At 36.5% G+C, this 15,801-nt stretch carries 15 protein-coding genes and 1 riboswitch; of the genes, 10 read left to right on the top strand and 5 right to left on the bottom strand.

The annotated features are described in order from the left end of the window. Positions 1 to 28 precede the first annotated feature (28 nt). Positions 29 to 436, top strand: a complete 408-nt coding sequence (locus tag H0W64_09875; GenBank protein ID MBA3662027.1) for a DUF488 family protein — start codon at positions 29 to 31, stop codon at positions 434 to 436. A 25-nt stretch (positions 437 to 461) separates the two neighbouring features. Here H0W64_09875 and H0W64_09880 read toward each other — a convergent pair whose 3' ends face one another. Both H0W64_09880 and zapE read right to left on the bottom strand, forming a co-directional pair. After that, a complete protein-coding gene (locus H0W64_09880) occupies positions 462 to 1,379 on the bottom strand; it encodes a hypothetical protein (GenBank protein ID MBA3662028.1) in 918 nt (305 codons plus the stop codon). Between the two features lie 96 nt (positions 1,380 to 1,475). After that, positions 1,476 to 2,510 carry a cell division protein ZapE gene (zapE, locus tag H0W64_09885; protein ID MBA3662029.1) on the bottom strand — a complete coding sequence of 345 codons (1,035 nt, stop codon included), beginning with the start codon at positions 2,508 to 2,510 and terminating at the stop codon, positions 1,476 to 1,478. Positions 2,511 to 2,652: 142 nt separating this feature from the next. Here zapE and H0W64_09890 point away from each other — a divergent pair, with 142 nt between their 5' ends. The 3 genes from H0W64_09890 to H0W64_09900 all read left to right on the top strand — a co-directional run bounded on the left by H0W64_09890 (position 2,653) and on the right by H0W64_09900 (position 4,956). Continuing rightward, complete coding sequence (locus H0W64_09890; GenBank protein ID MBA3662030.1) at positions 2,653 to 3,945, top strand: MFS transporter; 1,293 nt, start codon at positions 2,653 to 2,655, stop codon at positions 3,943 to 3,945. Positions 3,946 to 4,081: 136 nt separating this feature from the next. Then, entirely contained in the window at positions 4,082 to 4,315 is a 234-nt protein-coding gene (locus H0W64_09895) for a superinfection immunity protein (GenBank protein MBA3662031.1), read from the top strand. Between the two features lie 164 nt (positions 4,316 to 4,479). Further along, positions 4,480 to 4,956, top strand: coding sequence for a VOC family protein (locus H0W64_09900; protein ID MBA3662032.1), 477 nt, complete (start codon positions 4,480 to 4,482; stop codon positions 4,954 to 4,956). A 528-nt stretch (positions 4,957 to 5,484) separates the two neighbouring features. Here H0W64_09900 and H0W64_09905 read toward each other — a convergent pair. Then, positions 5,485 to 5,826, bottom strand: a complete 342-nt coding sequence (locus H0W64_09905; GenBank protein ID MBA3662033.1) for a hypothetical protein — start codon at positions 5,824 to 5,826, stop codon at positions 5,485 to 5,487. A 347-nt stretch (positions 5,827 to 6,173) separates the two neighbouring features. Then, positions 6,174 to 6,271: riboswitch (TPP riboswitch) on the top strand. 58 nt (positions 6,272 to 6,329) lie between these two features. On the opposite strand from H0W64_09905, the gene thiE reads away from it, so the two are divergent. Genes thiE through H0W64_09925 form a run of 4 tightly spaced genes read left to right on the top strand, consistent with a single transcriptional unit; the run spans position 6,330 to position 9,216 of the window. Further along, positions 6,330 to 6,992, top strand: coding sequence for a thiamine phosphate synthase (gene thiE / locus H0W64_09910; protein MBA3662034.1), 663 nt, complete (start codon positions 6,330 to 6,332; stop codon positions 6,990 to 6,992). Beyond that, entirely contained in the window at positions 6,977 to 7,759 is a 783-nt protein-coding gene (gene thiM, locus H0W64_09915) for a hydroxyethylthiazole kinase (protein MBA3662035.1), read from the top strand. The genes thiE and thiM overlap by 16 nt, the downstream gene beginning before the upstream one ends. Further along, a complete protein-coding gene (gene thiD / locus H0W64_09920) occupies positions 7,746 to 8,570 on the top strand; it encodes a bifunctional hydroxymethylpyrimidine kinase/phosphomethylpyrimidine kinase (GenBank protein MBA3662036.1) in 825 nt (274 codons plus the stop codon). The genes thiM and thiD overlap by 14 nt, the downstream gene beginning before the upstream one ends. Continuing rightward, positions 8,563 to 9,216: a TenA family protein gene (locus H0W64_09925; protein MBA3662037.1), complete on the top strand. Its 654-nt coding sequence runs from the start codon at positions 8,563 to 8,565 to the stop codon at positions 9,214 to 9,216. The genes thiD and H0W64_09925 overlap by 8 nt, the downstream gene beginning before the upstream one ends. Positions 9,217 to 9,290: 74 nt before the next feature. On the opposite strand, the gene H0W64_09930 is transcribed toward H0W64_09925, so the two are convergent. Next, entirely contained in the window at positions 9,291 to 10,664 is a 1,374-nt protein-coding gene (locus H0W64_09930; GenBank protein MBA3662038.1) for a hypothetical protein, read from the bottom strand. A 440-nt stretch (positions 10,665 to 11,104) separates the two neighbouring features. Between H0W64_09930 and H0W64_09935 the strand changes: the two genes are divergently transcribed. Together H0W64_09935 and H0W64_09940 are read left to right on the top strand one after the other, a co-directional pair. Next, complete coding sequence (locus H0W64_09935; protein MBA3662039.1) at positions 11,105 to 11,890, top strand: hypothetical protein; 786 nt, start codon at positions 11,105 to 11,107, stop codon at positions 11,888 to 11,890. A 420-nt stretch (positions 11,891 to 12,310) separates the two neighbouring features. Beyond that, positions 12,311 to 13,297 carry an SDR family NAD(P)-dependent oxidoreductase gene (locus tag H0W64_09940; protein ID MBA3662040.1) on the top strand — a complete coding sequence of 329 codons (987 nt, stop codon included), beginning with the start codon at positions 12,311 to 12,313 and terminating at the stop codon, positions 13,295 to 13,297. 804 nt (positions 13,298 to 14,101) lie between these two features. Here H0W64_09940 and H0W64_09945 read toward each other — a convergent pair. Then, positions 14,102 to 15,628, bottom strand: a complete 1,527-nt coding sequence (locus tag H0W64_09945) for a hypothetical protein (protein MBA3662041.1) — start codon at positions 15,626 to 15,628, stop codon at positions 14,102 to 14,104. Between the last annotated feature and the right edge of the window lie 173 nt (positions 15,629 to 15,801).

Below are 15,801 nucleotides of genomic sequence, written 5' to 3' on the forward strand. Positions count from 1 at the left end.
GACGTTAAGCAAGGATAATGGAGTCGCCATGCCGGTTTACACTAAGCGTTGGTGTGATGCAAGATCATCAAAAGATGGATGGCGAATTTTAATTTGTCGTTATCGTCCGCGGGCTCTACTAAAAAAAGATGAAACATGGGACATTTGGTATAATCAACTTGGACCAAGCAAAGAACTTCATGCACACGCTTATGGAAAGTTCGGTCATCAACCGCTGAATTGGGATAGTTACGCAAAGCGGTATTTCCGCGAAATGAAAAAAAAGGATTCACGTGATTTAATAATGAGCTTGGCAAAACTTGCAGCAGCTGGAGAAACTATAACTTTATTATGTTCTTCCGCATGCACAGAAGAAAATAAATGTCATCGAAGTTTACTTAAAAAATTAATTGAAAATCCTCAACTGTTATCGGAAAAAAAATTGGATTTAATTTAAAAGCCAGCCTCATTAATCTTTTGGATTACAAAGAGATTCTGCATGGCTTTGGTTCCAACTCTAGAAGTTCTTTTACACAATCTTCAGTTCGGATGTCATAAAGTTGACGGAAAGTCGCTAAATCACGCGTTGCCAAATGTTCGCCGGCTACGCCTTCGGTGGTATTCCACTGAGATTTCCAGAGACGTACTTGGTTACCACCAGGTAACGTTACGTCCGCAGACCTTGTTAAAGTAAAATCATTTCCTAAGCCACAATCAGGTTTAAATGGAAAAAGTGTTACCATTTCGCTAGTGAGATAATTATATATTTTATTATCCGTAGGTATCGGATCAACCGTAACATCAAAGAGTGATTCAGGGCCCCATGAATGACCGGGCCGACAGAATTCTTTCAACATATGCCGGGGTAATATTTCCCGTTGTTTCTTACCAACATTAAGCCATGCAGTTGCGAGCTCAGAATTAGTTATTTTATCTTGCAGCCAGAGTTTGTATTGGTCTTGATATTTTTTATACTCAGCGAATAAAGGGTCTAAATTAACGTGTTCGGTTTGCCCATGAACTTGTTCCAGAAAAAGAGCTACCCATTGAGGGTTAGTTTTAATTTTTTCCCAAAACATTTTCCACATGTATGTGTCTAATAATTCATAAGCAAGTTTAAGAGGCGTAGTTGTTTGATAGGATCCATCAATTTTTTTTATTGTAAATGGCATAAACATGAGAGCAGGACTAATATTTATCATTGCTTGAGCATGCTCATAATCGGCACAGTTAACAAAATCCAATAGTTTAATTGTCTCTAAAGGTTGTTTGAAAAAATGATACATGCGTTGCGATGTCAGCATACTATAAAGTAGGGATTGTTTATCCAAATTAGGTGCGATTTCATGGTCTGGAATTTCAATAGGTAGTTCTTCAAGAAAGGAACGATTAATAGCCACGATTACACCTTTTTTATGGTAAATTTGCTTAAAATTTACACCTTTTATTTAAAAAAGTCAAAAAAAACACCTATTATTCAAAATATCATTAAGCTTTCAATTTGAATGTTGATGACGAAAGTGAATAAGTCGAGAGAGAGTGCGCTTAAATTCAAATTGCATGTCTCCTTCAACATAAATATCGGCTAAGGGAATAGGAGTTGAAAAAAACAAATTTATATTCGCATCATAAAAAACATCGATCATACTGATGAATAAACGAATTAAATTTCTTTGTTCACTCGAAATGGCGGGTATGTCACTGATGAAGATCATCGGAAAATTTTTTGCAATGAACAAATAATCTGCAGGTGTCCGCCCAATACAGCAGATTTCTCGAAAATCAAACCAAACAATATCCTCAGTTCTTTTTTTAACAAAAATCGAATGATGATTAATGATTAGTGATGTATTAGAAATAGATTTACCTTGGGTTAAAATACTAAATGCTTGTTCCATCTTTGATTCAGTTAATTGCACAGTATGAGATGCAGTCAAGGTGCGATAGTCTTGAGCTACCTTAATATGAATGACTTCAGTATGTTTTTTTAATAAATCAATGGCAGGTAAAAACTGTTGTCTTTGTAATCCTCTTTTGTATAGCTCATCGGGTGGAATATTTGCGGTTGTAATTAAGCAAATTCCCTCTTTAATCATGAGTTTTAGTAAACGAGCTAATAACATTGCATCGACAATATCTTTAACTAAAAATTCATCTAAACAAAGAACGATATTTTTTTTTGCCAATTGCTTGACGATTAAAGCCAAAGGATCGCTTTGGTGCGGATAATTATTGAGCTCAACATGGATAAATTGCATAAACTGAAAAAAATGCATACGCATTTTATTTGTCAAAGGGAGGGATTGGTAAAAGCAATCCATGAGAAAAGTTTTACCACTGCCGACGTGACCCCACAGATATAACCCCGGAACATATTTTCGCTTTCGTAAAATTGGAAATATATTGCGCAACTTTTGTTCTTGAATAAGTCCATTTTGAATGCATTGCAGTTTTTCCACTACATCCAGTTGAGCTTGATCTTCTACGAAATTATTAAGCGTATGAGATAAATAGTAATTTGTAATGGTCATCGACGTTGTAATTCCTACCACAAAAATAATAGTAGGTTAAGGCGTATGCATTTTCAAGGTGACTTTAGCCCTATATAATAACTTGTCGTCTCAATAGGTCATTGCCAATTGATTTTAAGTGTTATTAAGAAAAATTATAATAATGAAGGAATTTAAAGTGGTTAGCTTAAGTAAAAATAAAAATACTATATATATGGCCTACTTAGGCTGGTTCATTGTTACTCTTTTCTATTTTTATCAATATATTTTACGCGTAGCACCCGGTGTGCTCGTGACAGATTTACGGTTCGCTTTTCGTTTAACAGCGGATGAATTTGCTACGTTAGGTTCCTATTATTTGTATGCTTATGCATTATTTCAAATTCCGCTTGGTTTCATTGTGGATTGTGTGGGCGTCCGAAAAACGGTGCTCGCTTCTATAACGTTATGTATCGCTGGCGCTTATTTATTTTCAACATCACAAGTGTTTTGGACCTTACAATTGAGCCGCATTATGGTTGGTCTAGGATCTGCTTGTGCATTTATGTGTGCCTTGAAACTTGTTGTTGATTCTTTTCCTATGGGTAAGCGCGGGTTTTTAATGGGTGCAACTTTAACTTTGGGAACAGTAGGTGCATTAGTTGCAGGCAAACCCTTGGCATTATTATCTGAAGCAGTGGGTTTTCGGCAAGCTATTAATGATGTTGCCATATTAGGTTTGTTTATTTTGATTATTACTTTTGTTCTTCTACCAAAACCAAAAAAAGAAAATTTAATTCCACTAACGAAAGCGCTGCCTAAACATTTGTGGGCATCATTGCTTGATGTTTTTAAATCTCGACCAATTATGCTTTATGCTATTTTAGCTGTCGCCGTTTATACTCCCTTGTCCGTGCTAGCCGATTTATGGGGCGTTGCTTTTTTAATGCAGAAGTATGCATTGGGGCGCGTGGATGCGGCTAAAATAAGTATGATGATGTACCTTGGATTGGGAATTGGCTGTTTAACTTTACCGTGGCTCAGTGAAAAATATCATTATTTAAATCGTAGCATTCGCTTAAGTGCTTGTGCTGTCTTGGTTTTATTTGGGTTGTTACTGTACGGTCCAATATTGTCGCAATCGATGTTAATGGTCTTGCTCACTTTGCTTGGCATCTTTTGTGGGGCTGAAATGCTTTGTTTCACTGGGGCCGGTCAATATACGCATACTTATAATGTAGGAATTACTCTCGGTGTTGTTAACACTTTAAATATGTTGGGTGGCGGACTTTTGCAACAGCTTATCGGTTTTGGTTTAGATCAATTTTGGGATGGTAAAGTGGACGAGGCTGGCTTGCGCATGTATACAACTGCGAATTATACCCTGGTTTTATCGATATTAATGATTGTTATTACCATTTGCTGCTTATTATCGTTAAGACTTCCAAAAGATTCAGTAGTAAAAAATAAAGATTAAGCTTCGCCTCCCAAATAATGGATTAGTTATGATTTAGACAATGAACTTAGCTTTTAACTAGACAATTAGAAATTAAATTATTTTCCGGGTAAAATAAGCCGATAAAATGTTTTTAAAGCAGGTCTACGAGGTTATTATGGTATTTTTATTATTTTTTTTGTTACTCTTATTTTCATTTGCTGTGGCAATCTACTTCATACCAACTTTTGTTGCAAAGTATAGAAATCATCATAATTTGTCTGCCATCTTTCTCATGAATCTTTTTTTTGGCTGGTCTTTTATCGGTTGGGCACTATCCTTAGTTTGGGCAATGACAAGGGTGATATCCACCTCCCAACCGATTGTTTATCTACAAGGCTCACGTTGTTAACTTTTTACACTTATTGTACCTTTTAGTTGAATAGATTATCTTCCAGAGTAGATAGATAGTCTGATATTGTTAGGTATCATGAAAGGTGTAAAGGCAGGCAAAGCAGAATGAAAGGAAAGAATTAATGCGATCTTAATATTAAGCACTCCATTAAGGAAAATATCATGCAAAAAGTTACGCTTTGTTTATGGTTTGATGGGCAAGCAGAGGAAGCAGCAAAATTTTATATCTCTATTTTTAAAAATGGAAGTATTGAAAAAATTTCTCATTATGGCAAAGAAGGCTATGAAATGCATAAAAGACCAGCAGGCAGTATCATGACAGTCGAATTTACACTAAATGGCCAAACATATATTGCGCTTAATGGCGGTCCGGATTTTAAATTTACGCCAGCAACTTCTCTGACAGTAAATTGTGAAACACAAGAGGAAGTGGATTACTTTTGGGAAGCCCTTGCGGAAGGAGGAAAAAAGGATGCTTGTGGTTGGTTAAGGGATAAATTTGGTCTGTCTTGGCAAATCATTCCCACCATTTTATCGAAATTAATGGATGATTCAGCAAAGTCTGAAAAAGTAATGAAAGTGATGTTGCAAATGAAAAAGTTGGATATAGCCAAATTAAAAGCAGCAGCAGAAAGTTAGATTTTATTTTTTAATAAATTGGTGAGGTCGAAAAATAACAATGCGACTTTAGACCAAAGCGATTTAAAAAAAATTGGGCAAATCATTGGGGTGGCAATATCATAGACTACTTAAGACTCTCAAATTGTCGACCGTGTAACGTTTATCCATGTTGGGTAGACAATGTAACCCGTGATCCTTTATGTCCGTCGAATTTCGATTTCAATTTATGCAAGCTGGTAATTTTTTTCCGACATGACGCCAACATTTTCAAGCCGACTAAAATGCATGTGTAGGAGCGAGGGACTAGCAATTCAATCATTCATGCTATAAAACTATCATTAAGTAATCGTGTTATTTTCATTCATCAAGCAAGTTTTATTTTTGGTATTATTACTGTTCGATATAATCATGACGTATTAGCCCGCTAGCGATTTCAATGTTACGTTTTCATCCGCAACAATGCGGCGTTGTATTCGTGACATATCTAAATGGATGTCATGTCATTCAACGCCAACATGGCTAGCTACGTTTCTAAGAATTTTTGGATCAGCACGGGTAGCGTTGTAACATTTCAAGATTGCAACCAACATGCCCATGTGAGTCTGGCCCATAATTTAAACCCGTGGTCTTATAACAACGGTCAGATTCAGAAATGACCCAACTACAAACTTTTTTCCCATTAATGAAATTGGTAACCTCTGATCTAACTCGAAACCGCTCGCTTGCGACATAACCTTGAGCAGGCAAAACAACATAAGAACCATCTTTTCTCACTACACTTAACGTTTCATTCGTATAATTTTTAATTGATAAATTATAATCTTTAGCAAATAGGGGCATGGAAATAGTTAAAGAGAGAAAACCACATAAAAGCGATAAACGTTTCATAAACAACTCCTTTGTAATTCATTGCGGATGCCTAAGATAGCGGAGGAAGGTTATAAGTGCAAATTGATTGAGCTAACGAAACCTAATGACAGTAGAAATTTTTAAATGGGTTAATTTTTTCTAAGCTGTTAATTTGCGGCCTACAAAGTTTGCCTTGTGAGTTGATTAAGTCTAGATTGAAATCAATCACAAAGTAATAATAAAAATAATGCGTAGGGCAGCGAGTCAAAAATTCATACGGATAAAAATACTCAAAGCAATGTGAAATTTATATTTATAAAAAACTAATATATCAATACAACTTTTTAATTTGACACTTGCAATGACTGTGGATAAACTGCGCGTCAATGATTCACCAGGGGTGCTTTGAAAAATCAAAGCTGAGAAACACCCTTATAACCTGCTCTGGGTAATGCCTGCGGAGGGAGAGTGAGCTCGATAGGTCGAATTTTTCCTGTGACTTATGAGTTGCTCGTCCCTCTTTAAATGATAAGAGGGAAGTAATGAACGCTCGAAGTTTAAGACTCTGTTTAATTACAAATTTACAAGATCAATCGTTCAGCCTCTATCAATCTCTCATCTTAAAAGCCATACGAGGTGGAATCACCTCCGTTCAGTTACGCGAAAAGAATAAAAATCTGTTTGAACTTAAACAGCTTGCGTTACAATTAAAAGCTATTTTATATCCTTTTAAAATACCGCTAATCATTAACGACCATGTTGAAATGGCAAAAAGTGTTAATGCAGAAGGTGTTCATCTTGGTCAATCTGATTATTCGCCTCATGAAGCACGAAAAATATTGGGCTCAACCAAAATAATTGGATGGTCTGTTGAAACACTCACTGACCTAGAAATAGCTAATCAGTTAACCTGTATTGACTACATTGCTGCAAGTTCAGTATTTTTCAGTAAAACGAAGCCTGAGTGTAAAACGATTTGGGGAATCAGTGGGCTAAAGAAAATTACAAAAATTTCTATCTATCCCGTCATAGCCATTGGTGGAATCAATTCAAGTAACATCCAAATGATTATGGAAAGTGGTGCATGTGGTGTTGCAGTCATGAGTGCTATTCATACTCTTGATCCCTACCAAGCTGCCGCAGATTTAATTGGAACAATCGATCATTCCATTGATAAAAAGAGTACCGAATGTTTGAACGGATGAAAAATATTGTCATCAAGATAAAGCAACTAAGGCCACTCATACTAAACATTACCAATGATGTAACGATGGATTTTATTGCAAATGGGTTGTTAAGTTTAGGCGCATCGCCTGTGATGAGCAAAGCGGAACAAGAAATTAAAGAATTAGTACAGTTGGCTTCCGTAGTGGTCATTAATCTTGGCACGCTTGATGCAAAATTTATTGCACTTTGTGAGCATGCTTGCAGTATTGCAAATCAATTGGGAAAACCCATTATTCTAGATCCAGTGGGCGCAGGTGCGAGTCATTACCGCACCCGTACGGGCCTTAACCTCATTGATCAATATGACATTGCTATCATTAAAGGTAATGCCAGCGAAATCATGTCTATAGCCGGATCAACAATAATAACGAAAGGTGTAGATAGTACTGCGCAAACTGATTTCGCAATTGAAAGTGCGCAAATGCTTGCTATTCATTATGATGCGACGGTTGTTGTTAGCGGAAAGACAGACATCATTGTTGATAGCAATCGGATTCGTCAATTTACCTATGGTGTTCCTCTCATGTCACAAGTGACTGGAACAGGATGTTTGCTTGCCGCGATTATTGGTTCTTTTCATGCGTTGGAAAAAAATAGATTTAATGCTTGTGCTTTAGCCGTTTCATTTTATGGTATTTGCGGGGAGAGAGCAGCAAGTAGGGCAAAAGGTCCCGCTTCTTTCAAAATTCAATTTCTTGATGAGTTAAATTTAATACCGGACGCGCTTTCTTATGAAAAAGATTAAACAGTGTGTATTAACGATTGCGGGTTCCGATTCCTCCGGTGGCGCAGGCATACAGGGGGATATAAAAACTATTTCCGCCATAGGATGTTACGCGGCTTCAGTTATAACAGTATTAACCGCTCAAAACACATTAGGCGTGCATGCTATACACGAACTGCCCGGTCATTTTGTGGCGCAGCAATTAGAAAGTGTTTTTAATGATTTGAAAATTGAAGCTGTGAAAATTGGGATGTTGTACAGTGAAAAAATGATCGCGGTTGTCGCATTAGCGTTACAAAAGTTTAAGCCAAAATTTGTTATTTTAGATCCTGTGATGACATCTAAAAATGGTTGTGCGCTTATTGATACCAAAAGCATTATGCTTTTGGAAAAACAAATTTTCCCTTATGCGACACTTATCACACCTAATTTAGTAGAAGCTGAAATTTTACTTCGCATCAAAATTTCCACCTTAGCAGATCAAGAATTAGCTGCGCTGAAAATAGGGAATCAATTTAAAGTTAATGTACTTATTAAAGGTGGACATTTCCACGGCCTACAATCATCAGATGTTCTTTATCTTTATGAAGAGCGTTCATGTCATTGGTTTCATGCCAAGCGAATTAATTCTCTAAATAGCCATGGAACCGGTTGCAGCTTATCTTCTGCTATCGCTTCTTATCTTGCGCAAGACTACCCTTTAAAAGATGCAATTCATTGTGCAAAAAAATATTTAACAAAAGCAATTGAGTTTGGCGAGAAATTACAAATAGGTCGTGGTTGTGGGCCTGTTGATCATTTTTATTTTCTGGAGAATCACTATGATTTTTGAAAAAATGTGTAGCACCGTCAACTCCGTGATGATTAAAATTTTTGATCAACCTTTCAATCGGGAGCTTGCTCAGGGCCTGTTGCCTCAAGAAAAGTTTATTCATTATTTACAACAAGACGCTTTATATTTAGCCGATTTTTCCAGAGCCCTTGCCATAACGGCTGCACGTCTCACTTGCAATGAGCAAGCGCATCACTTTATTCAATTTTCTTTAAGTGCTATTCATTCAGAACAACACCTTCATCGACTCTATTTAAAAAAAAATCACGCGCCTTTGACTGTAAACATGGAACAAAGTCCGGCCTGTTTCATGTACACCAATTATCTTCTTAAAATGGCCAGTACTGCTGCTGTGGAAGAAGCTGTGGCAAGCTTACTCCCTTGTTTTTGGGTATACCGAGAAGTGGGTAAAAAAATTTCACAAACTAAAAGTTCGAATAATCCTTATGAAAGCTGGATTGAACTCTATTCAGGGGAAGCCTTCGATACCTCTGTTAAGTTGGCTATTGAAGTTACCAATGCATTAAGTGAAGGTGCGCCTAAGAAATTAAAAGAAAAAATGCTTTTCGCATTCTTACGATCAACCCAACTTGAATGGCTTTTTTGGGAAAGTGCCTATCAGCAAGAACAATGGTTTAGTTGTTAAGGATAAATGCTATTACGATAACGAACCAGCTAGCAAAATATCACTAGCTGGTTAGCCATTTAGTTTGCTGATGTTTATTTAATAACTACATCATATTGAACGCGCGGTGAACGTCCTGAAGGGCAATTTGAATAAAGGAAATAAGTAAATTTTCCATTGGTACCCGGTAAACTTTTATCAATAAAAGTTCGTTCTACGCCTCTCCAAATTTGTCTATCTAGCCAATCGTTGACTTGATAGGTAGAAATAGTTTCAGCGTTCGCTGGTTTATCCCACGTCAATGTCACTTGTTTTTTATTCGCAGTATAAGTTGACTTGATGTTAGCAGGGGGTAAACATTTTCCATCCGGTAGAGGAGGATTTACGCCGCCTGTAGGACAGAAGGTAATTGTGTAATCCACCGTGTTAGCAGCTGTGGGTGATTTGCAAATAAAAGTACTGCTGTGGTCATCGTAAGGATAAGTATAAGCGGTAGGACAAGCGCGTTTTAGCCAATCAAGTGTAGGTCTAACGCGATCAACCCATACTGGATTGGAGTTTACGCATTGTGCGGTAATTGGGCCGGGTGGTACAGGTACACCGATTTTGTCCCAATTAACACAACCACAGCAAGTCGCAGATGCCCCAGCTGTATAGCAAGATCTTTGAGCCCCGGAATTACCATTGCACGCCATGAGATTCCATAAGATACCGCCTTGTGGAATGGCTGCACTGCAATAAAAAGGTGCCCCAAAACTTCGTTGCACACCACAAACTTGATTGGCAGTCCAATAACCTAACTGACGTCCACACGTTTTTTTAAATCCATTAAGAACGGGATCAAAGCCCAGACCGCATTGGGTTCCGCTTGCACAGTCACCATTAGCAGTGCAAGCTTTACCACCGTAAGCAACCCAGTTGTACTCAACCAAAGGTGGCGTAAATTTCCAGCTACATCCGGCTAAACCAGCAGATGGCGTACCCGAACCTGGACTACCACAAAAGTAGGGAAGACTTGCTTTGGAGCCAATGCTGGGTGTAACACTTACACCCATATTGATGCCATTGATGACAGAAACATCATAATAATCGGTGTCATTCGAACGGACGGTAAATTCAGCTTGAGTTGTTGGTGGTTGGAACCCTCGTGTACAGGGTCCTGTGTTACTTCCTCCACAGTCGCCTGTTTCGCAACGACCTGTCGCGCAATTAGTGCGTCCAGCGATCACGCCACTCCAAGTACCAGCAGGAATGGTCGCTGTGTTTCGACCACCGGGTGGTAATTGATAGTTACCATTTGCAGGTTTTGGCGTATTTGCACCACCTACTAGACCGAACCAAACTGGATAAGAACAATTATTAACAAAAATAAAGCTTCTTGCTTCGGCAGTTTTAATTAAACTAAGTGAAATAAGGAAGACGAGTAAAACCCTTCCTATTATAGATTTAAAACAGTGTTTATCATCCATAAATGATCTCCATGTTACTTCAGGTACAATTTTAAAAGTGTAGATAATCGATTCTACCTGGTCTTATAGGTTAGTAAAGTTTACTCACAGGTTGCCCCATTGAATAATCCATAAGAAGTCTTAAGGCTAATAGCTATTTCATAGAAAAAATTCAGTCTGAATTAAAAGAATTTCTACTTTTGAAAAATTGCGTAAAGCGTATTAGTGAATTTTCTTTATCATGCAGAAGGGGGATGTGAAAAAATATTCAAATACAAAATTAATTGTTGACTTGTCCTTTGTTCAAATCATTATTTTTTTTCTTAAGTATTCTTCTTTAGAATAGGGTCGGAACACGATTCATGTGTTGATTTTGAAACTGAACCATTGTATTAAGTTGTTACACCGATATTAAGGATTAAGGCGAAAAGTAATCCGGCAATTTATTAGGAAAATAATTCATGCAAAGTAATTTTCTAAACTTTAAATCAGGTATTGCGCGCACACCACCTTGTTCTATGGCGCAAGGTATCACAACCCAAAATATTACGATTGATGTTGACTTAGCCCGCGAACAACATCATCAATATTTAACCGCACTGAACGAACTTGGTATTTCCATATCTCTTCTTGAACCTGAAGAAAGTTTACCAGATAGCCATTTTGTCGAAGATGCAGCTATTATTTATAAAGAACAACCAATCTTATTGAGGCCAGGAGCACTTGAGCGTCGCAATGAAGTTGAATGTTTACGGAATAGCTTAAAAGCGCAACTAAAATTTCTCGAACTCGAGAAGAGTGATGAGGGAACTGTGGATGGTGGTGATGTACTGTTGATGGGGGAGCATGTTTTAATTGGTATTTCGTACCGTACCAATTTAGTTGGAGCAGAAGCTTTAGCGGCTGTGTTACGCACAATCAATCCACATTTGACTATCCATTTTATTGAATTCTCAGGTGTCTTACATTTAAAAAGTGGTTTTGTCGCACTCAATGATAAATTATTATTGGGTAATCCCCACATTAAATTAAAAAGACCGTTACCTATCGGTGAAGTAATTTGGCTTCCTGCAGAAGAAGGTTATGCTGCAAATACATTAGTTGCAAATGGCGCTGCTTTGGTTTTTGCAGAATGCACAACGACGCAAGCTATTTTAAAACAAGCTAAGTTGAAACCGATACCACTTGATATGAGTGAATTTCGTAAAATGGATGGCAGCTTTACTTGCTTGTCGTTACTTTGGTAATTTCAACTGCGTTTATTAATTAAATTATGTAAAGGTTAAACTGTAGCCTGGGAGAAGCACGAACGCGTAACCCAGGCCCCGGCGTTCATTCTCTTTTCGGTTAAGGTAATGACACAATTTCGCTATGATTCACTGAAGTTCTAATGCGTTTTATTTTTAAATCTTTTCTAATTAAAATGTTTCATCTATTTTAAATTTTGCAACGCATTGCTGTGTACTTACGTAAGGTAAAGCTTGAAAGTCGATGATGTATTAATGTGAACAAAATTAAAAGGTGTCAGTGCAACCATTTTGACCCGCTGTTTCCAGCAGCCTAGTGACATATATTCAGGATTAGCTTACGATCAGCCCTAGCTTGATTTAGGATGATAAGCAATAGTTTAAATATTTTTTAACCCTATATAAACGGATACAAATATTATGAAAAAATGGACTCCTCAGGATATGCCAGATCTTAGTGGTAAAAGTGCTGTTATAACTGGCGCTAACAGCGGTATAGGTTTTGAAGTTGCCTGTGAACTTGCAAAACATGGCTGCGCAGTCGTTATGGCTTGTAGGGATTTAGAAAAAGCAAAAATCTCGCAACAGAAATTATTATGTCTTGTGCCCAATGCAGAGGTGGATGTTGCTTTATTAGATATTTCTGATCTCTCCTCTGTGCGCGCATTTGCTGAAGAATTTACGCGTCATCATAACAGCTTATCCTTACTGATTAATAATGCTGGTGTCATCTCGTTACCTTACAGTAAAACTAAAGATGGTATTGAAACAGTTTTTGCTACTAATTATTTAGGGCATTTTGCTTTAACAAATTATCTTTTTCCTTTATTAGCAAGAGATACCAATGCACGCATCCTTATGACGAGTAGTCTTTATCATAAGCAAGGTCATTTGGATATTAATAACTTGCAATCTTCAAAGGATCATTATAATAAAATGCAAGCCTATGCTAATTCAAAAATAGCGTGTCTTTTATTTACTGAAGAATTACACCGTCGGTTGGAAGCAGCGCATTTACCAATAAAGAGTGTTGCGGCGCATCCCGGCTGGGCAAAGACGCATATTCTTTTAGCAGAGCCTGAAAAAAATCATGCGCATTGCAAGAAATTTTTCTTTTCTTTAGGCATGTCTCTGTTTGCGCAATCGGCTGAAAAAGGCGCTTATCCAGTACTTTATGCTGCAACCTCGCCTGAGGTCAATTGTGGAGATTATTATGGGCCCGATGGATTTAAAGAAATGCAAGGCTATCCTAAATTGTTGCATGCATTGGGACAAGTCTATGATGCGAAACTCGCACAACAATTATGGAAACAATCTGAGCAATTAATAGGAAACAATTTTATTGTCGCAGCCCCCGAATCTCAAGATTACCTTGAAAATTACACTCAGCGAAAGCCTAATGTCTGAGGAGTGAATTTTCAGAATATGTAATTTTTTCTAGATAACACTTCTCTGATTTATAAAAGTTCAGCTTTTTTTATAAATTTATAGGAAGCTCAGATTTATAAAATATTATTTTATAAATTGACTTCCTATCTGATGAAAAAGTTATCTTAATGCTGATGACTAAAATAATGATAGTTAGCTAAATCAAGTCTTCGCATTAATTTTATATTCATTCAACATCAAATGTGTGAATGTTATGGTTCATTTGCAGGGCGCTATCAACATTCAAATTTTGAAAAACAATCATGGGATATTACTTAAATGAATTGTGTGTATAATATGAAATAAGCATTACTTTTACCTAAAATTAATATTAAAATTCCTAAATAAAGTACATGCTGTACTCTTACTTAAATGGTTAAACACATGACATCATTTGATGAAAAAATCATTCAAATTGCAGGGTTTAATATTGCTCTTAAAATTTGGAATCAAGAACCCTGGATAATAAAATTTCAAGGGTATTTAGCAAATTAAATTATATCAATGATAACCTTCATTTACTCAATTTCCTTCAACGAAATGAGGCGTGAAGGGATTGGAGAATATCTTCAATACAGCAAAAAAATAATTGAGGAATGGAAAAGTATGAATGATAAGGCTATATCATAAGTATAATGATACACCTATTCAGAAGTCTTTTAGGGTGAAGACTTCATTGTTTTATAGTTGAAATAATTTGCTTCGAAACGATTTGTAATATCCTTAGCCACAAATAAAGTAAATAAACAATTTTGATTTACAGGTTTTTTTTGGAATGTCCTTTCACTTGCTTTTTGAGGATAGAGAAATAATATTTTCTTCTAAATACGGCGTGTCTGTCGGGGCTAAAATCTTACCCTGTTTAGGAGGTAAGGTATGCCAAAAAGTTTGGCTGGTGGCAGCTTCTTTTATTGGGCGGCTAGATCGGGAGCTATTATGGTTTATCATTACAGCGTTATTTATGGTATTCAAATCTTCCATTTCTTCTAAAATTTCAAGATCCAAGATTGTTTCGTTGAGATACTTAAGAGGTGTTAAATCTACTTTTTCAACGTCAGTAAAATTATCTTCATGTAACTTTAACCATCTGGATTTAAATTCCTTCTTAGCTTCTGATCTTTTGAATATATTTTTCTTAGTTTTTCCTGCAGTAAGTAATGTGATTTCCAGATTGATCGCATTTTTTTTTACAAAACTAAAGGCCTCTTTTGAATGCTTAACAATTTGATCGATTGCATGATAATCAAATTCCGCCATAATCAAGTGGGGAGCCTTCTTCATTTCAGGGGGGAACACTTCGAGATAATTCGCATCAATAAAAATCCATTTTTTTCTTTTAACATCATAACCTATACTTATGCCATGTTTATATCCATTGAGAAATAAAGTATAGGGAGCACCAATAGGTTGATCTTCAAGCAACGTGCGTAGTTCAAAAAAAAATTTCATCGTACTTTCTTGATTTTTAAAATCAATGGTACTATTCATCATCGATCCTAATCTCTTCATCCCCCCTTTTTTTTCTAAAGCAACAGAGTCTAATGATGCCAAAAATGTATTATATGGTAATACTAGAGAATTAGTATCTAATGCTGAGCGCAAATCTTTATGTATGTCATTATGAAATTGAATGAGAGCAATGCCATCACACATATCAGCAAAATCCAAAAGATCTTGCTCTTCAACAGCAAGTTCCTCACCTCTTTTCTTTTGTAAGCTGTTAATTTTAATTTTAAATGCAGAATGAGGGATAGCTGCAACGGCCTGGAGACGGCGCTGGAAATTGACTGTGAAGCCGGTTAAAACTGCTTGCATTCCGGCAATGGCGATGGCTTGACAAACCCCTTCACAACGACCTTCGTACCCCAATTGCTGAATGCGACCAATTAGCCAATGTTGACTATCATTCAACTTAAGGTGCTTCATAAACATAGCTATATTTTTTGCTAAATATTTTGGCTGAAAAGTAGTTTCTACTAATATTTTTTGGGTATTGTTATCACCTTCTGATTTTTTCTCTATAATGTTTAAAATTGCTAAACACTTTTTTTTATAATATATAAAATAATCTCTATCTACTAAATATTGAAGGACAGCTGATTTTGCTGCAAGTGCTTCTTCAAAAGCAATGATGGGTTCACTACCTGCATCGATGAGTAATTGGATTAATTCGAAATGACCTAATTGAATAGCTAATCGTAGGGCAGTGTTTAAAATATTTTTTTCCGGCACGTCTTTTAGTGCTTTTTTAATTGCAGGAATACAATATTCATCGCTGGCATTGATAAGTTCTAATAAAGAGCGAGACAAGCTCATAGAGGAATCTCATAATATTTTAAGGTATTATTATATGTTCGTTACCTTAAGACGGATTTAAGATAGTCTTTATAATGTGTCACCACCAAAACTTAAGAAAACTTAAAGTTTTCTTAACCGAAAGTCTCTCACCTTCATAAGGGAGTGCTCTGCAGAATCCATATGAG

The organism is Gammaproteobacteria bacterium (assembly GCA_013816845.1).
Lineage (GTDB): Bacteria > Pseudomonadota > Gammaproteobacteria > DSM-16500 > DSM-16500 > Aquicella.